21 protein-coding genes are annotated in these 21,745 nt (G+C 65.0%); 11 read left to right on the top strand and 10 right to left on the bottom strand.

What is annotated here, in order from left to right; translation table 11 throughout:
- Nucleotides 1–50 precede the first annotated feature (50 nt).
- The 3 genes from AB4Z53_RS29960 to purU all read left to right on the top strand — a co-directional run bounded on the left by AB4Z53_RS29960 (nt 51) and on the right by purU (nt 2,817).
- Nucleotides 51–1,067 (top strand): fumarylacetoacetate hydrolase family protein, encoded by a 1,017-nt coding sequence (locus AB4Z53_RS29960; protein WP_441599066.1) that lies wholly within the window; start codon nt 51–53, stop codon nt 1,065–1,067.
- Between the two features lie 30 nt (nt 1,068–1,097).
- On the top strand, nt 1,098–1,736 hold the full coding sequence (gene maiA / locus AB4Z53_RS29955; protein WP_441599065.1) for a maleylacetoacetate isomerase: 639 nt from the start codon (nt 1,098–1,100) through the stop codon (nt 1,734–1,736).
- Nucleotides 1,737–1,932: 196 nt separating this feature from the next.
- Nucleotides 1,933–2,817, top strand: coding sequence for a formyltetrahydrofolate deformylase (gene purU, locus AB4Z53_RS29950; protein WP_223725679.1), 885 nt, complete (start codon nt 1,933–1,935; stop codon nt 2,815–2,817).
- Between the two features lie 101 nt (nt 2,818–2,918).
- On the opposite strand, the gene AB4Z53_RS29945 is transcribed toward purU, so the two are convergent.
- From AB4Z53_RS29945 to AB4Z53_RS29920, 6 genes are all read right to left on the bottom strand, one after another.
- Complete coding sequence (locus AB4Z53_RS29945; protein ID WP_113535963.1) at nt 2,919–4,100, bottom strand: acetyl-CoA C-acyltransferase; 1,182 nt, start codon at nt 4,098–4,100, stop codon at nt 2,919–2,921.
- Nucleotides 4,101–4,226: 126 nt separating this feature from the next.
- Nucleotides 4,227–5,621 (bottom strand): dihydrolipoyl dehydrogenase, encoded by a 1,395-nt coding sequence (gene lpdA / locus AB4Z53_RS29940; RefSeq protein ID WP_113535964.1) that lies wholly within the window; start codon nt 5,619–5,621, stop codon nt 4,227–4,229.
- 7 nt (nt 5,622–5,628) lie between these two features.
- Nucleotides 5,629–6,927 carry a dihydrolipoamide acetyltransferase family protein gene (locus tag AB4Z53_RS29935; RefSeq protein WP_113535965.1) on the bottom strand — a complete coding sequence of 433 codons (1,299 nt, stop codon included), beginning with the start codon at nt 6,925–6,927 and terminating at the stop codon, nt 5,629–5,631.
- Nucleotide 6,928: 1 nt separating this feature from the next.
- Nucleotides 6,929–7,942, bottom strand: a complete 1,014-nt coding sequence (locus AB4Z53_RS29930; protein WP_043618552.1) for an alpha-ketoacid dehydrogenase subunit beta — start codon at nt 7,940–7,942, stop codon at nt 6,929–6,931.
- Between the two features lies 1 nt (nt 7,943).
- Complete coding sequence (locus AB4Z53_RS29925) at nt 7,944–9,176, bottom strand: 3-methyl-2-oxobutanoate dehydrogenase (2-methylpropanoyl-transferring) subunit alpha (RefSeq protein ID WP_113535966.1); 1,233 nt, start codon at nt 9,174–9,176, stop codon at nt 7,944–7,946.
- A gap of 418 nt (nt 9,177–9,594) precedes the next feature.
- On the bottom strand, nt 9,595–10,926 hold the full coding sequence (locus AB4Z53_RS29920) for an NAD(P)/FAD-dependent oxidoreductase (RefSeq protein ID WP_441599064.1): 1,332 nt from the start codon (nt 10,924–10,926) through the stop codon (nt 9,595–9,597).
- Nucleotides 10,927–11,111: 185 nt separating this feature from the next.
- Between AB4Z53_RS29920 and AB4Z53_RS29915 the strand changes: the two genes are divergently transcribed.
- Nucleotides 11,112–11,510 carry a winged helix-turn-helix domain-containing protein gene (locus tag AB4Z53_RS29915; protein WP_113536001.1) on the top strand — a complete coding sequence of 133 codons (399 nt, stop codon included), beginning with the start codon at nt 11,112–11,114 and terminating at the stop codon, nt 11,508–11,510.
- A 39-nt stretch (nt 11,511–11,549) separates the two neighbouring features.
- On the opposite strand, the gene modC is transcribed toward AB4Z53_RS29915, so the two are convergent.
- The 3 genes from modC to modA form a co-directional block, all read right to left on the bottom strand.
- A complete protein-coding gene (modC, locus tag AB4Z53_RS29910) occupies nt 11,550–12,623 on the bottom strand; it encodes a molybdenum ABC transporter ATP-binding protein (RefSeq protein ID WP_441599063.1) in 1,074 nt (357 codons plus the stop codon).
- Entirely contained in the window at nt 12,620–13,321 is a 702-nt protein-coding gene (modB, locus tag AB4Z53_RS29905; protein WP_113535969.1) for a molybdate ABC transporter permease subunit, read from the bottom strand. The genes modC and modB overlap by 4 nt, the downstream gene beginning before the upstream one ends.
- Before the next feature lie 169 nt (nt 13,322–13,490).
- Nucleotides 13,491–14,282 (bottom strand): molybdate ABC transporter substrate-binding protein, encoded by a 792-nt coding sequence (gene modA / locus AB4Z53_RS29900; protein WP_441599062.1) that lies wholly within the window; start codon nt 14,280–14,282, stop codon nt 13,491–13,493.
- A gap of 236 nt (nt 14,283–14,518) precedes the next feature.
- On the opposite strand from modA, the gene ung reads away from it, so the two are divergent.
- The 6 genes from ung (at nt 14,519) to AB4Z53_RS29870 (ending at nt 19,760) form a co-directional block, all read left to right on the top strand.
- Complete coding sequence (gene ung / locus AB4Z53_RS29895) at nt 14,519–15,226, top strand: uracil-DNA glycosylase (RefSeq protein ID WP_441599061.1); 708 nt, start codon at nt 14,519–14,521, stop codon at nt 15,224–15,226.
- A 101-nt stretch (nt 15,227–15,327) separates the two neighbouring features.
- Nucleotides 15,328–16,098 (top strand): precorrin-6A synthase (deacetylating), encoded by a 771-nt coding sequence (gene cobF, locus AB4Z53_RS29890; RefSeq protein WP_441599060.1) that lies wholly within the window; start codon nt 15,328–15,330, stop codon nt 16,096–16,098.
- 164 nt (nt 16,099–16,262) lie between these two features.
- The gene (gene cobG / locus AB4Z53_RS29885; protein ID WP_441599085.1) at nt 16,263–17,630 is read left to right on the top strand and encodes a precorrin-3B synthase; all 1,368 of its coding nucleotides are present in this window, start codon (nt 16,263–16,265) and stop codon (nt 17,628–17,630) included.
- A 2-nt stretch (nt 17,631–17,632) separates the two neighbouring features.
- Nucleotides 17,633–18,265, top strand: coding sequence for a precorrin-8X methylmutase (locus AB4Z53_RS29880; protein ID WP_113535973.1), 633 nt, complete (start codon nt 17,633–17,635; stop codon nt 18,263–18,265).
- Nucleotides 18,262–18,999 carry a precorrin-2 C(20)-methyltransferase gene (locus tag AB4Z53_RS29875; protein ID WP_441599059.1) on the top strand — a complete coding sequence of 246 codons (738 nt, stop codon included), beginning with the start codon at nt 18,262–18,264 and terminating at the stop codon, nt 18,997–18,999. The genes AB4Z53_RS29880 and AB4Z53_RS29875 overlap by 4 nt, the downstream gene beginning before the upstream one ends.
- Nucleotides 18,996–19,760, top strand: coding sequence for a precorrin-3B C(17)-methyltransferase (locus AB4Z53_RS29870; RefSeq protein ID WP_441599058.1), 765 nt, complete (start codon nt 18,996–18,998; stop codon nt 19,758–19,760). The genes AB4Z53_RS29875 and AB4Z53_RS29870 overlap by 4 nt, the downstream gene beginning before the upstream one ends.
- Here the strand turns inward: AB4Z53_RS29870 and AB4Z53_RS29865 are convergent.
- Nucleotides 19,739–20,524: a cobalt-precorrin-6A reductase gene (locus AB4Z53_RS29865; RefSeq protein WP_441599084.1), complete on the bottom strand. Its 786-nt coding sequence runs from the start codon at nt 20,522–20,524 to the stop codon at nt 19,739–19,741. The two genes, AB4Z53_RS29870 and AB4Z53_RS29865, sit on opposite strands and share 22 nt — an antisense overlap.
- Between AB4Z53_RS29865 and cbiE the strand changes: the two genes are divergently transcribed.
- Nucleotides 20,493–21,734 (top strand): precorrin-6y C5,15-methyltransferase (decarboxylating) subunit CbiE, encoded by a 1,242-nt coding sequence (gene cbiE, locus AB4Z53_RS29860; RefSeq protein ID WP_441599057.1) that lies wholly within the window; start codon nt 20,493–20,495, stop codon nt 21,732–21,734. The two genes, AB4Z53_RS29865 and cbiE, sit on opposite strands and share 32 nt — an antisense overlap.
- Nucleotides 21,735–21,745: the final 11 nt, after the last annotated feature.

The following is a 21,745-nucleotide window of genomic DNA, read 5'->3' as shown; positions in this document are numbered from 1 at the left end:
GTTTCGTCCGAAACTGCGTGAACAATGAAAAGATTGAGAGGGAGGACTGCATGAAACTGGCGACACTCAAGGACAGTACGCGCGACGGAAAGCTCGTGGTCGTCTCTCGCGATCTTACCCGCTGCTCGGAAGTGGGGCACATCGCCCGCTCGCTGCAGGCAGCGCTCGACGATTGGGCGCATGCCGGTCCGCGGCTTGCGCGCGTGGCGGAGGGAATCGAGACCGGCTCGCAGCCGACGATCCGCTTTCACGAGCACGACGCCCTGTCGCCATTGCCACGCGCTTACCAATGGGCCGACGGTTCGGCCTACGTCAATCACGTCGAGCTGGTGCGCAAGGCCCGCAATGCCGAGATGCCTTCGAGCTTCTGGACCGATCCGCTGATGTACCAGGGCGGCTCCGACAGCTTCATCGCACCGCGCGATCCGATCCCGCTTGCCGACGAAAGCTGGGGCGTCGACATGGAGGGCGAGGTTGCCGTCATCGTCGACGATGTGCCGATGGCTGCAACGATCGAAGAGGCGCGGGCGGCAATTCGTTTCATCATGCTGGTCAACGACGTGTCGTTGCGCGGCCTGATCCCAGCCGAGCTCGCCAAGGGCTTCGGCTTCTTCCAGTCGAAGCCGTCGTCTGCCTTCTCGCCGGTCGCCGTTTCGCCGGATGAGCTGGGTGATGCCTGGGATGGCGGCAAGCTGCATCTGCCGCTTTGCGTCGACCTGAACGGCAAGCCCTTCGGCCGCGCCGATGCCGGCGTCGACATGACCTTCGATTTTGCGCAACTGGTTGCCCACGCGGCCAAGACCCGGCCGCTTTGCGCCGGCACGATCATCGGCTCGGGCACTGTTTCCAACAAGCTCGATGGCGGCCCGGGCAAGCCGGTTGCCGAGGGCGGTGCCGGTTACTCCTGCATCGCGGAAGTCCGGATGATCGAGACGATTGCCGGCGGCGCGCCGAAGACCCAGTTCCTCCGCGTCGGCGATGTCGTGCGCATCGAGATGAAGGACAAGACCGGTCATTCGATCTTCGGCGCGATCGAGCAGACCGTCGAAGCCTACAACCGGGCTTGATACGGCCGACCTACAAGAACGGGCAAAGGCATGAGCGAGATCGTCCTCTACGATTACTGGCGTTCGTCGGCGAGCTATCGGGTGCGCATCGCGCTCAACAGCCTCGGCGAAAGCTATCGTTCAGTGCCGGTCGACCTGCTTGCCAAGGCGCACAAGGCGCCGGAGCATCTGGCCCGCCACCCGCAGGGGCTCGTGCCTGCCCTCGACATCGATGGCGAGCGTTTCACGCAATCGCTCGCCATCATCGAATATCTTGCCGAGACGCGAGTGGCGTCCGGCTTCCTGCCGGTTGACGCCATCGGCCGTCAGCGGGTGCGCATGCTGTCCTATGCGGTTGCGATGGACATCCACCCGGTCTGCAATCTCGGCGTGGTTTCCTATGTCATGGCCAATGCGGAGGACGGCGAGGCGGCGCGGCGCAACTGGATGCGCAAGTTCATCGGCGAGGGGCTCGCTGCCTTCGAACGACTGCTCGATCATTCCGCGACCGGCCGTTTCTGTCATGGCGACAGCCCGACCATGGCGGATTTCTGCCTGGTGCCTCAGGTCTACAATGCCCGCCGCTGGGATGTGGATCTCAGCGCCTGCCCGCGGGTTGTGGCAATCGATCAGAATTGCGCGGAGATCGAGGCTTTCGCCCGCGCGCACCCGGACCGCACACCGCGCTAGAGCCGCGGGGCCTCCTGCCTGATCCTTTCTCCAGGCACCAGCGAGAGAACCCATATCGTGCCGCCGGCGCCGTCTGGCCAGTTCCGTCAAGCGAATGTCGCGAATGGATCGACGGCGGCGAAAAGGCCGCGCTAGTTTTTGTGTGACTGGCCGTATAAGGGGGGCCGGAAAAACCTCTGGAGCGAGAGACCTACCGATGAAAAGCTATGTGCTGAACGTCAGCTGCAAGACCACCCGTGGCATCGTCGCCGCCATCACCGGCTATCTCGCCGAAAAGGGCTGTTACATTTCAGACAGTTCGCAGTTCGATGACCTCGAAACCGGCCTGTTCTTCATGCGGCTTACCTTCATTAGCCAGGAAGGCGTGACGCTCGACGAGCTGAAGGCCGGCTTCGAACCGGTTGTCAAGCGCTTCGATATGAATGCTGAAATCCGCGACAGTGAAGAGCGCATGAAGGTGCTGCTGATGGTGTCGCGTTTCGGCCATTGCCTCAACGACCTGCTCTATCGCTGGAAGATCGGCGCGCTGCCGATCGACATCGTCGGCGTCGTCTCCAATCACTTCGACTACCAGAAGGTGGTCGTCAACCATGACATCCCCTTCTACTGCATCAAGGTGACGAAGGAGAACAAGCCGAAGGCCGAGGCCCAGCTGCTCGAGCTCGTCGACCAGACCGGCGCCGAACTGATCGTGCTTGCCCGCTACATGCAGGTCCTGTCGGATGCGCTCTGCAAGAAGATGTCGGGCCGGATCATCAACATCCACCACTCGTTCCTGCCGTCGTTCAAGGGCGCAAACCCCTACAAGCAGGCCTATGAGCGCGGCGTGAAGCTGATTGGTGCGACGGCGCACTACGTCACCGCAGACCTCGATGAAGGCCCGATCATCGAGCAGGACATTGCTCGCATCACCCACGCCCAGAGCGCGGAAGACTATGTGTCGATCGGCCGTGACGTTGAAAGCCAGGTGCTCGCCCGCGCCGTACACGCCCATATCCACAATCGCTGCTTCATCAACGGCAACCGCGTCGTCGTCTTCCCGCCGAGCCCGGGTTCCTACGCTTCCGAGCGCATGGGCTGAGGCGCGAGGCAAACTGCCTGCAAAAAACAGAGACGCCGCCGGTTCGACCGGCGGCGTTTTTCGTAGGTTGAAGCGCGAGGCGGCCGGAAGGCCGCGCTGCGCTATTGCAACAGCTCCAGCCCGACCGCCGTCGCCTCGCCGCCGCCAATGCAGAGCGAGGCAATGCCGCGCTTGACGCCCTTGGCGCGCATCGCGTGAAGCAGGGTCACGATGATGCGGGCGCCGGACGCACCGATCGGATGGCCGAGTGCGCAGGCGCCGCCATTGATGTTGACGATATCGTCTGACAGGCCGAGATCACGGATCGCCGCCATCGCCACCACGGCGAAGGCCTCGTTGATTTCGTAGAGGCCGACGCTGCCCTTCTCCCACGCGAGCTTGGCCATCAGCTTGTCGATCGCGCCGATCGGCGCGGTCGTGAACCAGGCCGGCTCCTGCGCATGGCCGGCATGGCCGGCGACGATCGCAAGCGGCGTCAGTCCGCGCCTTTCCGCTTCGCTGGCGCGCATCAGGATCAGCGCCGCTGCCCCGTCGGAGATTGACGACGAATTGGCTGCCGTCACGCTGCCGCCGTCGCGGAAGGCGGGTTTCAGCTTCGGGATCTTTGCCGGATCCGATTTGGTCGGCTGCTCGTCGCGATCGAGATTGGCGGTCTGTCGCTTTCCAGCGCCGCTGACCGCCACAGTCTCCTCGGCAAAGGAACCATCCTCGGCCGCCCGGTTGGCGCGATCGAGCGAGCGCAGCGCGAAGGCGTCCTGATCGGCGCGCGAGAACTGGTAATGTTCGGCCGTGTCCTCGGCATAGGTGCCCATCAGCCGGCCGGAATAGGCGTCTTCGAGGCCGTCGAGGAACATGTGGTCCTTGACCTCGCCATGCCCCAGGCGGAAGCCGCCGCGCGCCTTTGGCAGCAGATAGGGGGCGTTGGTCATCGACTCCATGCCACCGACCGCAAGCACCGACGCGCTGCCGGACAGGATGGCATCATGGCCAAGCATCAGCGCCTTCATGCCGGAGCCGCAGACCTTGGAGATGGTCGTCGACGGCGTTTCTTTGCCGAGGCCCGCGCCAAGGGCTGCCTGGCGCGCCGGGTTCTGGCCGATGCCGGCCGGCAGTACATTGCCCATCAGCACCTCGTCGACGGCATCAAGGCCAGCGCGATCGAGTGCTGCCTTCAGCGCGATGGCGCCGATTTCGGGCGCGGTCAGATCCTTGAGGCTGCCCTGAAAGGCGCCCATCGGGGTACGGGCTGCCGAAACGATGACGATCGGGTCAATTCTGTTCATGTCTTTCTCCCATACGGCAAAAGGCAATTGTTGAAGCGGGCGGGCGCCACATGTGTCCTTCTCCCCGCATGGCGGGGAGAAGGTGGCCGGCAGGCCGGATGAGGGGCCATTCTACAACGCGAGGCGTCAGATATGCAGTGCGTGCCCGAGCGCCTTCAGCGCCGACTCCTGGAAAGCTTCCGATTGCGTCGGATGCGCATGGATCGTGCCGGCGATGTCTTCGAGCCGCGCACCCATCTCGATCGCCAGGCTGAAGCTCGCCGACAGTTCCGAGACGCCGTGGCCGACCGCCTGGATGCCGAGCACCAGATGGTTGTCGGCGCGGGCGACGATGCGGACAAAGCCGTCCTCGGCAAGCGTCGTCATGGCGCGGCCGTTCGCCTGGAACGGGAACTGGCCGATCTTGATCTCGATGCCGCTGGCGCGGGCCTCGTCGGGCGACAAGCCGGCGGTGACGATCTCCGGATCGGTGAAGCAGACCGCTGGAATGCAGCGCTTGTCCCAGCTGCGCTTATGACCGGCGACGATCTCCGCCACCATTTCCCCTTGCGCCATAGCGCGGTGCGCCAGCATCGGCTCGCCGGTGACGTCGCCGATCGCGTAGATGCCGCGCATCGAAGTGCGGCACTGGTCGTCGACGCGGATGAAACGGCCGGTGCGGTCGAGGTCGATTTCTTCCAGGCCGAAGCCTTCGGTCACCGGCTTTCGGCCGACGGTGACGAGCACCTTTTCGGCAGCGACATTGATGGCGCGGCCGTTGTGTTCGGCTTGCAAGCTGCCGGTCTCGGCGGAGTAAGACTTGGCGACCGTCTGGGTGAAGACTTCAATACCGAGTTCGCCAAGGCGTTTGCTGATCGGCTTCGTCAGATCGGCGTCGTAGAGTGGCAGGATACGCGGCTGCGCCTCCAGCACGGTGACATGGCTGCCAAGCTTGGCAAAGGCGGTGCCGAGTTCGAGGCCGATATAACCGCCGCCGATAACGGCGAGGCTCTTCGGCACGCTCTTCAGCGACAGGGCCTCGGTCGAGGAAATGATCGGCCCGCCGAAGGGCAGGTCCGGCAGCTCGACAGGCGCGGAACCGGTGGCAATCACGATCGCTTCGGCGCGGATGCGCTGCAGCCCGGTTTCGGTTTCGACATCGACGGTCTTGCCATCGATGAAGCGGGCCGCGCCGACGACCGCTTTGACACCGGCCTTCTTCAGGAGGCCGATCACCCCGCCGTTAAGCCGACCGACGATACCGTCCTTCCAGGCGATGGTATGGGCGAGATCGATCGAGGGGTTGGCAAGCGACAGGCCGAGCGGGCTGCGGCCGGAAGCGGCCGCGCGCAGCTTGTGAAACTCTTCGGCCGCGTGGATCAGGGCCTTGGAGGGAATGCAGCCGACATTGAGGCAGGTGCCGCCGGCCTTGGCCTTTTCGACGATGACGGTGTCGATGCCGAGCTGGCCGGCGCGGATGGCTGCGATGTAACCGCCGGGGCCGGCGCCGATCACGAGCAGCTTGCAGGAGATTTCCTTCATGATCGCCTCAGGCCTCCACGAAAATAAGCGCCGGCGTTTCGAGCAGGGTCTTCAGCCGCTGCACGAACACGGCCGCATCCCAGCCGTCAACGACGCGGTGATCGAAGCTCGAGGACAGGTTCATGATCTTGCGCGGCACGAACTGCGTGCCGTCCCAGACCGGGCGGATCGCCAGCTTGTTGACGCCGATGATCGCGACCTCCGGATGGTTGATGACCGGCGTGGAAACGATGCCACCAAGCGCACCGAGAGACGATATCGTAATCGTCGAACCCGTGAGCTCGTCGCGGGTGGCCGTACCGGTGCGGGCGGCTTCCGCCAAGCGATTGAGCTCGTTGGCGCAATCCCAGATGCCGCGCGCTTCGGCATGGCGCACGACCGGAACGGTGAGACCGGCCGGCGTCTGCGTTGCGATGCCGATATGGACGGCGTGGTGGCGATGGATGATGCCGGGCCCGTCGTCGAATATCGCGTTGACGGCCGGCTGCTCGGCAATGGTGCGCACAAGCGCGCGCATCAGGTAGGGCAGGATCGTCAGCTTCGGCTGGTCCGGCTTGCGGTCGCGGTTCATGGTCGCGCGCAAGTCTTCCACCGCGGTCATGTCGACTTCCTCCACATAGGTGATGTGGGGAATGCGCGAGGTCGAAAGCGACATCTTCTCGGCGATGCGGCGGCGCAGGCCGGTCACCTTGATTTCGTCGACGGCGGTCTTGCGCTGCAGGCCTGCGGGCGCCAGCGCCGGCTGGGCGCCGCGGGCGATGAACTGGTCGAGATCGTCATGGGTGATGCGACCGGCCGGGCCGGTACCAGTCACCTGGCGGAGATCGACGCCGCTTTCCTTGGCGCGCAGACGCACGGCCGGCGAGGCCAATGCCTTCTCCAGCCGTTCGCCGGCGGCATGTGCGCCGTTGGCATGGACACCGTTCACGGCCGGTGCCTTGGCTTCGACCTTGGAGGGCTGGGCTGGCTTGGCAACGGGCACGGGCGCCTCGACCTTTGCCGCCGGCTTTTCATCCGCCTTGGCGTTCGGCTTTTCTTCCGCGGGAGCAGTCGCCCCGCCTTCGCCTGATATCTCGATGCGCACGAGCGGCGCCTTCACCGCGACGGTATCGCCCACCTCTGCGCCGAGCCAGAGCACCGTGCCGGTGACGGGCGAGGGGATTTCGACGGTCGCCTTGTCGGTCATCACGGCCGCGAGCACCATGTCCTCGCGCACGGGATCGCCGGGCTTCACATGCCATTCGACGAGTTCGGCCTCGGCCACACCTTCGCCGACATCGGGCATCTTGATTACGAATTCGCCCATGTCAGGCCTCCATCACTTCGACAAGCGCGCGTCCGACGCGCGCGGGGCCGGGGAAATAGTCCCATTCCTGGGCGTGCGGGTAGGGCGTGTCCCAGCCGGCGACACGCACGACGGGCGCTTCGAGATGGTAGAAACAATGCTCCTGGACGAGGGAAGCCACTTCGCCGCCAAACCCCGATGTCAGCGTCGCCTCGTGCACGACGACGCAGCGCCCTGTCTTTTCCACCGACTTGACGATGGTATCGAGATCGAGCGGCAACAGGCTGCGCAGATCGATCACCTCGGCGTCGATGCCGGTTTCCTCGGCTGCCGCGAGCGCTACATGTACCATGGTGCCATAGGCGACGACTGTGACGGCAGAACCCTCTCGGCGGACTTCCGCCTTGCCGATCGGGACGGTGTAGTGGCCTTCCGGCACCTCGCCGAGATCGTGTTTCGACCAAGGAATGACCGGCCGGTCATGATGGCCGTCGAACGGGCCGTTATAGAGCCGCTTCGGCTCCAGGAACATCACCGGATCCGGATCTTCGATCGAGGCGATCAACAGGCCCTTGGCGTCATAGGGATTGGAGGGCACGACGACTTTCAGGCCGCAGACATGGGTAAACAGCGCTTCCGGGCTCTGGCTATGCGTCTGGCCGCCGAAGATGCCGCCGCCAGTCGGCATGCGCAGCACGATCGGACAGGTGAAATCGCCGTTGGACCGGTAGCGGATGCGGGCGGCTTCCTGGGTGATCTGGTCGTAGGCCGGGTACATGTAGTCGGCGAACTGGATCTCGACGCAGGGCTTCAGGCCATAGGCGGCCATGCCAATTGCCGTGCCGACGATGCCGCTTTCGCTGATCGGCGCGTCGAAACAGCGGGTCTTGCCGTATTTCGCCTGGAGGCCTTGGGTGCAGCGGAAGACGCCGCCGAAATAGCCGACGTCCTCGCCGAAGACGACGACATTGTCGTCGCGCTCCATGGAAACGTCCATGGCGCTGCGCACGGCTTCGATCATTGTCATTCTGGCCATATCAGTAACCTGCCTTCTGCCGCTGGCGGCGAATGTGCGGCGGCATCTCGGCATAGACGCCCTCGAAGATATCGCGCACCGAGGGCTTGCCGCCGGCATGCAGCGTGCCGTGGCCTTCGGCCTGTTTCTGTGCCTGGATCACTTCGTCGAGGATCTCGGCTTCCGCCTGGGTGTGGCGCTCTTCCGACCATGCGCCGCGCAGGATCAGGTGCTTCTTCAACCGTAGGACCGGATCGCCGAGCGGCCAGGCCTCCGATTCCGTTTTCGGGCGGTAGGCGCTCGGATCGTCGGAGGTCGAATGGGCGCCGACGCGGTAGGTGACGTATTCGATCAGCGTCGGGCCGAGGTTGCGACGGGCGCGCTCGGCCGCCCATTTGGCAACGGCGTAGACGGCGAGATAGTCGTTGCCGTCGACGCGAAGCGCCGGGATGCCGAAGCCGAGGCCACGGGCGGCAAAGGTGCCGGAGCCGCCGCGGGCAATACCCTGGAAGGTGGAGATCGCCCACTGATTGTTGACGATGTTGAGGATGACAGGCGCCTTGTAGGTGGAGGCAAAGACGAGCGCCGAGTGGAAGTCCGATTCCGCCGTCGAGCCGTCGCCGATCCAGGCGGCAGCGATCTTGGTGTCGCGCTTGATCGCCGACGCCATCGCCCAGCCGACCGCCTGGACATATTGGGTGGCGAGGTTGCCGGAGATGGTGAAGAAGCCATGCTCCTTGGAGGAATACATGATCGGCAGTTGGCGGCCGCGCAAGGGGTCGCTCTCGTTCGAGAAGATCTGGTTCATCATCTCGACCATGGGGTAGCCGTCGGCGATCAGAAGACCGGCCTGTCGATAGGTCGGGAAGTTCATGTCGCCCTTCACCAGCGCCTTGCGGAAGGCGCAGCTGACGGCCTCTTCGCCCAGGTGCTGCATATAGAAGGAGGTCTTGCCCTGGCGCTGCGCCATGACCATGCGCGCGTCGAAGGCGCGCAGCAGCATCATATGCCTGAGGCCTGAGAGCAGTTCATCATCCGAAAGCAGCCCGGCCCAGGGACCGACCGCCTCGCCGTCGCGGTTAAGCACGCGGATGATCGAATAGGCGAGGTCGCGCATCTCTTCCGGCGCGACGTCCACTTCCGGGCGCGGCACGGAGCCGGCCTTCGGGATCTTGACGTTGGAGAAATCCGGCTGACCACCGGGCCGAACGGCAGGTTCGGGGACATGCAGACTAAGTCGATCGAGATCGCTCATGCGGTTTCCGGCCTCCTCCGGAGTGCGCAGTGCACCAAATCAAGAGTGGTTCCAGTCGAACCGCTCTTCATGTCTGTTCTCACGCATTTCCGGACGCAAGGCGCTAGGACCTATGCTGGAAACGCTCTGGGTCGGGATAATGATGGGCCTGAGGTGTACGAGGACGTGCAATGTGACCGGCAAGGCTCCTCCGCCTAAGGTCTGCACAGACTCCTCCTAAAAGCCCCCGCTCTCCCGACGGGAATGCTCACAGACTGCCACGAGTTCCGGGGCTTATGAAGGTCTTTCGGCGTTGCGGGGCAGGGGCAAGCAAAGAAAGATAGAATCCTGCCGGGAGTGCGCCCACGCGTTGTGTTGCGCATATTCCTGCCGGTCGTTGCTTGTAATTTTCTTTCGCGGCCGTTCGGCGCGGATGGCGTCAAACCGGCGGGGCAAGCGTGATCGGCGTGCCATCGAAGTAGCGCGAGAGCCGGAACGGCGCCGGATCGACGATCGGTTTTGCGCCGGTCACGAGGTCGGCGACGAGGTGTCCGGCGCCCGGCCCGATGCCGAAACCGTGGCCAGAAAAGCCCGTCGCGATGATGAGGCCCGGAAGGCTTTCGGCGGGCGAGATGACGGGGACGGCATCGGGCGTCACGTCGATCAGCCCGGCCCAGATCTGCTGCACCTTGGTTTCGCGCAGCAAGGGCAAGGCCTTTGCGGCGGCATCGAGCGCATGCAAGGCGCGGCGCGAATCCGGATTGGGATCGAGCACGCGATGGCGTTCGAAGGCGCCCGGCCGGTCGAGCGGTACGGCGCCGATCTCGAACAGTTCGTTCCAGCTCTGGGCGCTGATGCCGAGTTGAACAGCGTCGCCCTCCGCCTTTCGCGCCGGCTGGAAATCACGGAAGAAGGCGAAGCTGTCAGGCACGATCGCGTGCAGATTGGCAGCGCCATCGGCGATGGTGTAGCCGCCGTCGAGGCGTTTGCGATAGGCATAGGTCGCGGTTGCGCCGGCCCCTTCCGGCCCGCCGGAGACTGGCCCGGTTCTCAACACCGTGTTGCGCACCTTCAGCTGCGGCAGCCTTATGCCGAGGCCTTTGAGGAAGAGCCTCGACCAGGCGCCGCCGGCAACGATGACCGTCGATGCCTCGATGCGGCCTCTTTCGGTCACGACGGCGGAAATCCGCCCGGCCGCCTTCTCGACGCCGCGCACGGCGCTGCCGGTGAGGATACGGGCACCGGCGCGGCGGGCACCGGCGACGATCGCGGGCACGGCCTTCTGCGGTTCGGCCCGGCCGTCGCTCGGCGTGAAGAGCCCGCCTTCGTAGCGGACGGCGGCGCCCGGCATCATCGCTTCTGTCGTGTCGGAGCTGAGTTGCACGCTATCCACGCCGTAGGGTTTTGCCATGGCGAGCCAGGCGTCGCGGTTGGCGACGTCGCGCTCGTTCTCGGAGATGTAGAGGATGCCGCTGCGGCGAAAGCCGGTCTCGCCATCGACGCGGGCGTCGAGCGTGTCCCAGATCTTCAGCGCCTCGATCGCCAGCGGAATCTCGCGCTCGTCGCGGCCCATGACCCGCACCCAGCCCCAGTTGCGGCTCGACTGTTCCGCTCCGGGCGTGCCCTTCTCGCAGAGCACGACATCGACGCCGCGTTCGGCCAGAAAGAGAGCGGTGCTCACGCCGATGATGCCACCGCCGACGATGACGACGTCGGCCTTGGAGGGCAGGGCGGTATCGGTGGCGATGGGATCGAGTGTCGGACCTGGCATGGGAAGGTGCTTTCGGGCAAGGGCTTGTCGGGACCATCGGTACATGTCGAAGGCGCGAGATCAAGACCTGCAATCTGGCAGTCGGCGGCAGGCGCCCGGTTGCGAGCAATCTTTTATCGTGAACCGGTCCGGTTCGCCGCGAGGCGGCCTTTCGGATTCCTGCGCGTACTTCTATGCTCTCCCGCATGAGTGAGAGCCGCCCCGATCTTCGCCCCGTCCTGCGCATCGATTTTCCGCCCGCCGACCGGCTCGGTCGCGGCAAGATCCTGCTGCTCGAACTGATACGCGACACCGGTTCCATCTCCGCCGCGGGGCGGGCGATGGACATGTCCTATCGCCGTGCCTGGCTGCTGGTCGATGCCCTGAACCGGATGTTCAGCGAACCTTCGGTAGAATCACAGCGCGGCGGCAAACAGGGTGGCGGCGCATTGGTGACGCCGTTCGGCGAGGAGCTGATCCGTCGCTACCGGCAGATGGAAGAACGGGTACAGGCCGCGATCGCCGAAGATCTCGCCTGGCTCGAGTCCGTGCGCGGCAGCGATGCACCGTTCGGCACGGACGAGGTCGTTTCGGACGACGCCTAGTGCATGTCCCCTTTGAGGGGGGAAATGCAGGGTGGCGCTCTAGTGATCGATCGCCACCGACTTGATGACGGCATAGACGGTCCTGCCGGGAACGAGCTGCAACGCGTCGCGGGAAAAGCGGGTGATGCGGGCGGCAATCGTCGCATCACCGCAATTGACCCGGACATCGACGCTGCCGTCTTCCTCCGTCGCGATCGTCAGGATGCGCCCTTCGAGCACGTTGAGTGCGCTGATCTCCACCGGTCTTGCTGTCGCCAGCATGACGTCACGCGCGGCGATGTGCAGGCGAAGCTTGCTGCCGGGGGTGGCGCTGACGCCAGCAATGCGCAGCCGTTGGCGCCCGACCCGCACGGTCGTCAGCTCGTGGGACGGATCGGTTCCCTCGGCCTCGCCTTCCAGCAGAACACCGGCCTCGCGCCGGCCGGTGGCAAGTGTCGCTGCAGGCGCGCTCAACACTTCGGCTGCCGCACCCGATGCGGTGACCCTGCCGTTTTCGAGGACCACGACGCGCCGGGCGAGCCGGGCGACCTCGCCGACGGAATGGCTGACATAGACGATCGGAATCCCGGCATCATCGCGCAGCCGTTCGAGATAGGGCAGGATCTCAGCCTTGCGCGCCTCGTCGAGGGCGGCGAGCGGTTCATCCATCAGCAACAGGCGCGGTGCCGCGAGCAAGGCCCGGCCGATCGCGACGCGCTGCCTTTCGCCGCCTGACAGAGCCGAGGAGTTGCGTTCAAGCAGGTGGCCGATGCCGAGCATCTCGACGATGCGTGCGAAGTCGCCACCAGTGCCGCTCTTGCCGGAAAACCAGCGGCCATAGGCGAGGTTGCGGCGCACGCTCAAATGCGGGAAGAGCCGCGCCTCCTGAAAGACATAGCCGAAGCGGCGGCGGTGCACCGGTGTGAAGACCCGGTTCTCGCTGTCGGCGATGACGTCGCCATCGAGCAGGACGCGGCCGCTTTGCGGTTTCAGCAGGCCGGCGATGATATTGATGAGCGAGGTTTTGCCCGAGCCGGATCGGCCGAACAGTGCCGTCACGCCGCCATCCGAGGTGAAGGCGGCGTCGAGCGAGAAATTGCCGAGTTGATGATGGGTTTCGACGGTGAGGCTCATTGGGCGGCCACCCGGCGTGCGGCGAAGGCGGCCAGCAATTCGGAGAAAATGAGCGCGGCCATGGAGATGACGATCGAAATGATCGTCAGCCGCATGGCGCCGGCATCGCCGCCGGGCACCTGGGTGAAGGTGTAGATGGCGGCCGACAGCGTTTGCGTTTCGCCGGGGATATTGGAGACGAAGGTGATCGTCGCGCCGAACTCGCCCATGGCCTTGGCGAAGGCGAGGATCATGCCGGCGATGATGCCGGGAATGATCAGCGGCAGCGTGATCGTGGCGAAGACCCAGACCGGACTGGCGCCGAGCGTGGTCGCTGCATCTTCGAGCTTGCGGTCGACCGCCTCGATCGACAGGCGGATGCTGCGCACCATCAGCGGAAAGGCCATGACGCCACAGGCAAGTGCTGCACCCGTCCACCGGAAGGAAAAGACGAGGCCGAAATAATCGGCGAAGAAGGCGCCGAGCGGTCCGCGGCGGCCGAAGAGCAGGAGAAGCAGAAAGCCGGTAACGACGGGCGGCAGGATGAGCGGCATGTGTACCAGACCGTTCAGGATAGTCTTGCCCCAGAAACGCCCGCGGGCGAGCAGCATGGCAACCGCGAGCGCAAAGGGCAGGCTGCAGATCATCGCGACGGTTGCGACGCGCAGGCTCAGCAGGATCGCCGTCCATTCCGCATCGCTCACTGCAAGCCAGTCCAACGGATATCGCTCCCCCGGTACGAGGCCCACCGGATATGGCTGTCCGCCTACTCCGCCGCTGTGCCTCTGACAAATGATAACGTCGCCCGCGTTTGGGCGCGGGCGACGCGTGACGATAGATGCTTCGCCTGTCTCTGGACAGCCGAGATCTGCCGTCTTTTCAGGTCAATTATTTCAGGACCGTGAAGCCCTGCTTTTCAAAGAGTTCCGCAGCCTTGGCCGACTTGACGAAGTCGACATAAGCGGCGGCATCGGGGCTCTTGCTCTCGGTGGTGATCGCGATCGGATAGATGATCGGCGGGTGGCTGTCTTCCGGGAAGGTGCCGACGACTTTCACGCCCGGGTCTGCCGCAGCGTCGGTCTGGTAGACGACGCCGTAGGGCGCTTCACCGCGCGAGACGAGCAGGAGGGCGGCGCGAACGCTTTCGGCGCCGGCGACCTTGGGTTCTACGGCCTTCCATGCGTCGAGCTTTTCGAGTGCAGCCTTGCCGTATTTGCCGGCCGGAACGGAATCGACGGCACCCATGGCGAGGCGACCGTCACCGAGGATGGCTGCGAGATCGAAGCCCTTCTTGATCTCGACCGGGGCAGCGTCCTTTTTGCCGGAGACGAGCACGATGCGGTTGCCGAGCAGGTTTGCGCGGGTGTCGTCCTTGATCAGCTTCTTCTCGGCGAGATAGTCCATCCAGGCGAGGTCAGCAGAGATGAAGACATCGGCAGGTGCGCCCTGTTCCACCTGCTTGGCGAGTGCAGAGCTGGCCGCGTAGGAGACGGTCGTTTCCTTGCCGCTTTCCTTCTGCCACTCGGCATTGATTGCATCGAGCGCGTTCTTCAGGCTCGCGGCGGCAAAGACCGTTACCTTCTCTTCAGCCTGCGCGGCTGTCGGCAGAACGTTTGCGCCGACCCAGGCGAGGCCGAGTGTCAGCACCAGGCCCTTCAGCCAGTCTCTTCTCTTGATCATCGATTTCCCTCCAACGATGCGTGATATCTCTCAGGATACAACGATATCGCCTCCTGATTACCGTTGTATCTGTTGAAATACAATGCTGTTGAGTGAGGCTAGCGCATTGCCCGCAAAGTCGCAGCGATACGGCAAAACCCGTGTAACATTCGGTGGAAGCGGGTGACAGGTCTTGCGATGGCGGTCGGCGGGCCTAGATTGCGGGCCTCGAAGACAACAGATGGACCGGAGGTGCAATGGAAACGGCGGTAAAGCTCGAGGAGAGCTGGAAGGCAGCGCTGGCGCCGGAGTTTTCCAGCGCCTACATGGCAGAGCTCAAGCAGTTCCTGCTGGTCCAGAAGAATGAAGGCCGCCAGATCTTCCCGCGCGGGCCTGAATATTTCCGCGCCCTCGACCTGACGCCGCTCGACAAGGTTCGCGTCGTCATTCTTGGCCAGGATCCCTACCACGGCGATGGCCAAGCGCACGGGCTTTGCTTCAGCGTGCGCCCCGGTGTCCGGACGCCGCCATCGCTCGTAAATATCTACAAGGAACTGAACACCGACCTTGGCATCCCGCCGGCGCGCCACGGTTTTCTCGAAAGCTGGGCGAAGCAGGGCGTGCTGCTCCTGAACAGCGTGCTGACGGTGGAGCGCGGCTTGGCCGCCTCGCACCAGGGGCGGGGCTGGGAGCGGTTTACCGATGCGATCATTCGCGCGGTCAACGAAGCTGAGCATCCGGTCGCCTTCATGCTCTGGGGTTCCTACGCACAGAAGAAGGCGGCCTTCGTCGATCGCTCGCGCCATCTGGTGCTCCGCGCGCCGCATCCCTCGCCGCTCTCGGCCCATTCCGGCTTCCTCGGTTGCCGGCATTTCTCCCAGGCCAACGCCTTCCTGGAATCGAAGGGTTTCGACCCGATCGACTGGCGCTTGCCCGACAATCCGGTTGCCGCGGAGATCAACTGAGGTTGCGTTGACGCTGCTGGCGGTTTCGCTGTCGCGCGAAGAGCTTGCGCCGACGGCAGCGATGCGCCTAAGACGCCAAGATAAGGATGGCGGAGACGGACATGCGCAAAATTCTGATCATCGGCATCGGTTCGGGTAATCCGGAGCATATAACGGTGCAGGCGATCAACGCACTGAACCGAGCCGACGTGCTCTTCATCCCAACCAAGGGCTCAAAGAAGACCGAGCTTGCGGAAGTGCGCCGCGACATCTGCGCGCGCTATGTGACGCGCCCCGACAGCCGCACTGTCGAATTTGCGGTGCCTGTGCGCCGCACCGAGGGCGTCAGCTATGACGGCAGCGTCGATGACTGGCACGCCCGGATCGCTGAAATCTACGAAGGGCTTCTGACCAAAGAAGTGGGCGAAGCGGGAACCGGCGCGTTCCTCGTCTGGGGCGACCCGATGCTCTATGACAGCACCATCCGCATCATCGAGCGCGTCAGGGCGCGCGGGAAAGTCGCCTTCGACTATGACGTCCTCCCGGGGATCACCAGCCTGCAGGCGCTCTGCGCCAGCCATCGCATCCCGCTGAACCTCGTCGGCAAGCCGGTGGAGATCACCACCGGGCGCCGGTTGCACGAAAGCTTCCCCGAGAAGAGCCAGACCTCCGTCGTCATGCTCGACGGCGAGCAGGCATTCCAGCGGGTCGACGATCCGGACGCCGAGATCTTCTGGGGCGCCTATCTCGGTACGCCGGATGAGATCGTCATTTCCGGTCGCGTGGCTGAGGTGAAGGACCGGATCCTCGAAACGCGGGCGGCAGCGCGGGCGAAGATGGGGTGGATCATGGATATCTACTTGCTGCGCAAGGGCGCTGATTTCGAGGAGTGACGGCGCGGCTGTAGCCGTCTCTTGATTGATCTCACTCAAGGATCGCCGCTGTGTTATAGCGTCTCTGGAACGGGATGAGGAAAGTGGCGCGGTTTTCGGCTCGCCCCGCGCTTGATGTTTGATCGAGGCGCCCTCAGGGAGGAGGGCCTTTGATGACGGATTTGATGACCAGTTGTGCCATTCCATCGACCGGAGAAGCCGGCGCCAGCGCCTCGATGCGGCGCGGCGCCTGCCCGTCGCTGGCGGCACCCATGCAGACCGGCGATGGCCTGCTCGTGCGGCTAAGGCCAACGGATGACAGCCTGACGCTGTCGAAGGTTATCGCACTTGCCGCCGCTGCGGAGCGTTTCGGCAATGGCATCATCGAGATCACGGCGCGGGGAAACCTGCAGCTTCGTGGGCTGACCGAAGCGTCCGTGCCGGCGCTGGCGCAGGCCATCGGTGATGCCGAAATCACGATCATCGAAGGCCTGGCGATCGAGATGCCGCCATTGGCCGGGATCGACCCGGCGGAAATCGCCGATCCGCGACCGATCTCCGCTGAGCTTCGTGAAGCGTTGGGAGCGCTGCGCGTGCCCTTCAAGCTCGCTCCCAAGCTTTCCGTCGTCATCGACGGTGGCGGCCGCTTCGGTCTTGGTGCCGTAGTTGCCGACATTCGATTGCAGGCGCTTTCGACGCCTGCTGGCGCCCTGTGGCTGCTGTCGCTTGGCGGCACCGCGGCGAAGGGAGCTGTTGTCGGAGCGCTGACCGGCGATGCGGTCGTACCGGCCGTGATTACCGTTCTCGAGAAACTGGCGAGCCTCGGCACGACGGCGCGAGGGCGCGATCTGGATCCTGTGGAAATCCGCTCCCTCTGTCGCGCCGAAGCATTCTCCGACTGCCTGGTGGTTCCGAGTTCCGTCCCGATACCCGGCATTCATGAGCTGGATAACGCCGGCACCGTTCTTGGTCTCGGCCTTGCCTTTGCCCAGGTGGATGCCGCCGCACTGGCGACCTTCGCCCACCAGGCGCAGGAGTTGGGCGCTCATGCGATCCGCCTTGCGCCGGGGCATGCCTTTTTCGTGCTCGGCCTGGCGTGTGAAGCCGCGGTGGAGGCGCAGAGCCTGGCAGCGCCGCACGGCCTTCGCATTGCGGAACAGGATCCGCGCAACGCGATCGCCACCTGTGCGGGCAGCAAGGGCTGTGCGTCGGGGCGGATGGAAACCAAGGCCATGGCAGGGCGCGTCGTTCAGACGGCGCCTGAGTTGCTTGATGGATCGCTAGTCGTACATCTCTCCGGCTGCGCCAAAGGTTGTGCGCGACCGAGGCTGTCGGAGTTGACACTCGTCGGTGCGCCATCAGGATACGGGCTTGTCGTAAATGGGGCTGCCAGCGGCGCTCCAAGCGCCTACACCGATGAGAATGAAATAGAATCCGCGCTTGCCCGGCTCGACCGGCTGGTGCGGCAAAACAAAGACGCTGGCGAATCGGCGCAGTCCTGTCTTACACGGCTCGGAGCTGCGCGCGTCTCGGCAGCGTTCGAACAGGGATAGACATGCCTGAGTATGATTACATTCGCGATGGCAACGCCATCTACGAGCGTTCCTTCGCCATCATCCGCGCCGAGGCCGATCTTTCGCGCTTCTCCGAAGAGGAAGCGGATCTGGCGGTGCGCATGGTGCATGCCTGCGGTTCCGTTGAGGCGACCAGGCAGTTCGTCTTCTCTCCCGATTTCGTAAGCTCGGCCCGCGCGGCGCTGAAAGCCGGTGCGCCGATCCTCTGCGATGCCGAGATGGTTGCGCACGGTATCACCCGTGCACGGCTGCCGGCCGGCAACGAGGTGATCTGCACGCTGCGCGATCCGCGCACGCCCGAGATTGCCGCCGAGATCGGCAACACCCGCTCCGCCGCCGCCCTGAAGCTCTGGAGCGAGCGTCTGGCCGGTTCGGTGGTCGCGATCGGCAACGCGCCGACGGCGCTGTTCTTCCTGCTCGAAATGCTGCGTGACGGCGCGCCGAAGCCGGCGGCGATCCTCGGCATGCCTGTCGGTTTTGTCGGCGCGGCGGAATCGAAGGATGCCTTGGCCGAGAATTCCTACGGCGTTCCCTTCGCCATCGTGCGCGGCCGCCTCGGTGGCAGCGCCATGACGGCGGCGGCGCTCAACTCGCTCGCGAGGCCGGGCCTGTGAGCGGCGCAGGTGTGGGACGTCTGATCGGCGTTGGAACCGGCCCGGGCGACCCGGAGCTTTTGACGGTCAAGGCGGTGAAGGCGCTCGGGCAAGCCGATGTGCTTGCCTATTTCGCCAAGGCCGGGCGCAGCGGCAATGGACGCGCCGTGGTCGAAGGTTTGCTGAAGCCCGATCTCGTCGAACTGCCGCTCTACTATCCGGTGACGACCGAGATCGACAAGGACGACGGCGCCTACAAGAGCCAGATCACCGATTTCTACAACGCGTCGGCCGAGGCCGTGGCGGCGCATCTTGCCGCCGGTCGCACGGTCGCGGTGCTCAGCGAAGGCGATCCGCTATTTTACGGCTCCTACATGCATCTGCATGTGCGGCTCGCCAACCGCTTCCCGGTCGAGGTGATCCCGGGCATTACCGCCATGTCCGGGTGCTGGTCGCTTGCCGGCCTGCCGCTGGTGCAGGGCGATGACGTGCTCTCCGTGCTTCCCGGCACCATGGCCGAGGCCGAGCTTGGCCGCAGGCTTGCGGATACCGAAGCGGCCGTCATCATGAAGGTCGGGCGCAACCTGCCGAAGATCCGCCGGGCGCTTGCCACATCCGGTCGCCTCGCTCAGGCCGTCTATGTCGAGCGCGGCACGATGAAGAACGCGGCGATGACCGCGCTCGCCGAGAAGGCAGACGACGATGCGCCCTATTTCTCGCTGGTGCTCGTTCCCGGCTGGAAGGACCGGCCATGACCGGTACGCTCTATGTGGTCGGCACTGGACCGGGCGGCGCCAAGCAGATGACGCCGGAAACGGCGGAAGCCGTTGCCGCCGCTCAGGAATTCTACGGCTACTTTCCCTATCTCGACCGGCTGAACCTCCGTCCTGATCAGGTGCGCATCGCCTCCGACAACCGTGAGGAACTCGATCGGGCTCAGGTCGCACTGACGCGGGCGGCGGCAGGTGTGAAGGTCTGCATGGTCTCGGGCGGCGATCCCGGCGTCTTTGCCATGGCGGCCGCTGTCTGCGAGGCGATCGACAAGGGGCCGGCGGAATGGAAGTCGGTTGAACTGGTGATCACGCCCGGTGTGACCGCGATGCTCGCCGTTGCCGCCCGTATCGGCGCGCCGCTTGGCCATGATTTCTGCGCGATCTCGCTTTCGGACAATCTAAAGCCCTGGGAAGTGATCACCCGGCGGCTCAGGCTGGCGGCGGAAGCGGGCTTCGTCATTGCGCTCTACAATCCGATCAGCAAGTCGCGGCCGTGGCAACTGGGCGAAGCCTTTGAGCTTCTGCGCGGCGTTTTGCCGGCAACGGTGCCGGTCATTTTCGGCCGGGCGGCCGGACGGCCGGACGAACGGATCGCCGTGATGCCGCTCGGCGAGGCCGATGCCAACCGCGCCGACATGGCGACCTGCGTCATCATCGGTTCGCCCGAGACGCGCATCGTCGAGCGCGACGGCCAGCCCGATCTCGTCTACACGCCGCGTTTCTATTCAGGGGCGAGCCAGTGAGCGATGCGGTCGAGCGCCTCGTCGCAATTGCCCACCGTCGGCACGTCCGCGGGCTTGCGCCGCTCGACCATGATTACCTCGATGCCGAGCCGGCGCGCTGCGGCGATCTTGCCGTAGGTGGCGCTGCCGCCGCTGTTCTTGGCAACGATCACGTTGATCTGTCGGCCCTTGAGCAGCTCGGCTTCGTCGGCCTCCGCAAAGGGGCCGGTCGCCAGGATCGCTTCCTGGTCGGGCAGATCGAGCGGTGGAGTGACCGGATCGACGCTGCGGATAATGTAGCTGTGCTGCGGCGCGGCTTCGAAATGAAAAGCCTCCTGCCTGCCGATGGCGAGGAAGACGCGGCGTGGACGATCGCCAAGTGCGTTCACTGCCTCGACAACGCTGTCGACCGCGTTCCAGCGATCGCCGGGCAGCGGCTGCCATTCCGGTCGGCGGAGGGCAAGCAGCGGAACGCCGGTTCTTTGCGCCGCGTCCGCGGCATTGTGCGAAATGCGCGCGGCAAAGGGGTGCGTCGCATCGACCAGCAGCGCGATGTTCTCATCTTGCAGGAAATGCGCCAGCCCATCGGCGCCGCCGAAACCGCCGATGCGGGTCTTGACCGGCTGCGGGCGCGGGTCCGCGGTGCGACCGGCCAGCGAGATCGCGGTGTCGTAGCGGACATCTTCGGCCAACCGGCGCGCGAGCTCGCGCGCCTCGGTGGTGCCACCCAAAATCAGAATGCGAGGTTTTTCCATGGCTGACGTGTCGAACAGCGAACCCGCCATCGTCTCCCCCTGGCTGACCGTCATCGGTATCGGTGAAGATGGTGTAGCGGGTCTCGGCGACGAGGCCAAGCGGCTGATCGCCGAAGCACCCGTCGTCTATGGCGGCCATCGCCACCTGGAGCTCGCCGCTTCTCTCATCACCGGCGAAGCGCACAATTGGCTAAGCCCACTCGAACGTTCGGTCGTGGAGATCGTCGCACGCCGCGGCACGCCGGTCGTGGTGCTCGCCTCCGGCGACCCGTTCTTCTTCGGCGTCGGCGTGACGCTGGCGCGACGGATCGCCTCGGCCGAAATCCGCACGCTTCCGGCACCCTCGTCGATCAGCCTTGCCGCCTCGCGTCTCGGCTGGGCGCTGCAGGATGCGACGCTTGTTTCCGTCCACGGCCGTCCGCTCGATCTGGTGCGGCCGCATCTGCATCCGGGCGCGCGTGTGCTGACGCTGACATCGGACGGGGCGGGTCCGCGGGATCTTGCCGAGCTTCTGGTCGCAAGCGGCTTCGGTCAGTCGCGACTGACCGTGCTCGAAGCGCTCGGCGGCGCGGGCGAACGGGTGACGACGCAGATTGCCGCGCGCTTCATGCTCGGCCTCGTGCATCCTTTAAACGTCTGCGCCATCGAGGTCGCGGCCGACGAGGGCGCGCGCATCCTGCCGCTGGCGGCCGGCCGCGACGACGCGCTGTTTGAACATGACGGGCAGATCACCAAGCGGGAGGTACGGGCGCTGACGCTTTCGGCACTTGCGCCGCGCAAGGGTGAGCTGCTCTGGGATATCGGTGGTGGCTCAGGCTCGATCGGCATCGAATGGATGCTGGCCGACCCGACCATGCAGGCGATCTCCATCGAAGTGTCAGCGGAGCGGGCGGCGCGTATCGGCCGGAACGCGACGATGTTCGGCGTGCCCGGGCTGACGGTGGTCGAGGGCGAAGCGCCGGCGGCCCTTGCCGGCCTGCCGCAGCCGGATGCGATCTTCGTCGGCGGCGGCGGCAGCGAAGACGGCGTGATGGCAGCGGCAATCGCCGCACTTGGCCCCGGCGGACGATTGGTCGCCAATGCGGTGACGACGGACATGGAAGTGGTGCTGCTCGATCATCACGCGCGGCTTGGCGGTTCGCTGATCCGCATCGATATCGCGCGGGCCGGCCCGGTGGGTGCGATGACCGGCTGGAAGCCGGCCATGCCGGTCACTCAATGGGCGTGGACGAAGCACTAAATTCTTGGAGT

The organism is Ensifer sp. 2TAB8 (assembly GCF_052115125.1).
In the GTDB taxonomy this organism is placed as follows: domain Bacteria; phylum Pseudomonadota; class Alphaproteobacteria; order Rhizobiales; family Rhizobiaceae; genus Ensifer.
This window is presented reverse-complemented; position numbering and strand designations above follow the sequence as displayed.

What these genes read in the sequence shown, in the direction of transcription:
- AB4Z53_RS29960 (WP_441599066.1), top strand. Translation starts at nt 51, where the DNA reads ATGAAACTGGCGACACTCAAGGACAGTACGCGCGACGGAAAGCTCGTG.
- maiA (WP_441599065.1), top strand. Translation starts at nt 1,098, where the DNA reads ATGAGCGAGATCGTCCTCTACGATTACTGGCGTTCGTCGGCGAGCTAT.
- purU (WP_223725679.1), top strand. Translation starts at nt 1,933, where the DNA reads ATGAAAAGCTATGTGCTGAACGTCAGCTGCAAGACCACCCGTGGCATC.
- AB4Z53_RS29945 (WP_113535963.1), bottom strand. Translation starts at nt 4,100, where the DNA reads ATGAACAGAATTGACCCGATCGTCATCGTTTCGGCAGCCCGTACCCCG.
- lpdA (WP_113535964.1), bottom strand. Translation starts at nt 5,621, where the DNA reads ATGAAGGAAATCTCCTGCAAGCTGCTCGTGATCGGCGCCGGCCCCGGC.
- AB4Z53_RS29935 (WP_113535965.1), bottom strand. Translation starts at nt 6,927, where the DNA reads ATGGGCGAATTCGTAATCAAGATGCCCGATGTCGGCGAAGGTGTGGCC.
- AB4Z53_RS29930 (WP_043618552.1), bottom strand. Translation starts at nt 7,942, where the DNA reads ATGGCCAGAATGACAATGATCGAAGCCGTGCGCAGCGCCATGGACGTT.
- AB4Z53_RS29925 (WP_113535966.1), bottom strand. Translation starts at nt 9,176, where the DNA reads ATGAGCGATCTCGATCGACTTAGTCTGCATGTCCCCGAACCTGCCGTT.
- AB4Z53_RS29920 (WP_441599064.1), bottom strand. Translation starts at nt 10,926, where the DNA reads ATGCCAGGTCCGACACTCGATCCCATCGCCACCGATACCGCCCTGCCC.
- AB4Z53_RS29915 (WP_113536001.1), top strand. Translation starts at nt 11,112, where the DNA reads ATGAGTGAGAGCCGCCCCGATCTTCGCCCCGTCCTGCGCATCGATTTT.
- modC (WP_441599063.1), bottom strand. Translation starts at nt 12,623, where the DNA reads ATGAGCCTCACCGTCGAAACCCATCATCAACTCGGCAATTTCTCGCTC.
- modA (WP_441599062.1), bottom strand. Translation starts at nt 14,282, where the DNA reads ATGATCAAGAGAAGAGACTGGCTGAAGGGCCTGGTGCTGACACTCGGC.
- ung (WP_441599061.1), top strand. Translation starts at nt 14,519, where the DNA reads ATGGAAACGGCGGTAAAGCTCGAGGAGAGCTGGAAGGCAGCGCTGGCG.
- cobF (WP_441599060.1), top strand. Translation starts at nt 15,328, where the DNA reads ATGCGCAAAATTCTGATCATCGGCATCGGTTCGGGTAATCCGGAGCAT.
- cobG (WP_441599085.1), top strand. Translation starts at nt 16,263, where the DNA reads ATGACCAGTTGTGCCATTCCATCGACCGGAGAAGCCGGCGCCAGCGCC.
- AB4Z53_RS29880 (WP_113535973.1), top strand. Translation starts at nt 17,633, where the DNA reads ATGCCTGAGTATGATTACATTCGCGATGGCAACGCCATCTACGAGCGT.
- AB4Z53_RS29870 (WP_441599058.1), top strand. Translation starts at nt 18,996, where the DNA reads ATGACCGGTACGCTCTATGTGGTCGGCACTGGACCGGGCGGCGCCAAG.
- cbiE (WP_441599057.1), top strand. Translation starts at nt 20,493, where the DNA reads ATGGCTGACGTGTCGAACAGCGAACCCGCCATCGTCTCCCCCTGGCTG.
- AB4Z53_RS29865 (WP_441599084.1), bottom strand. Translation starts at nt 20,524, where the DNA reads ATGGCGGGTTCGCTGTTCGACACGTCAGCCATGGAAAAACCTCGCATT.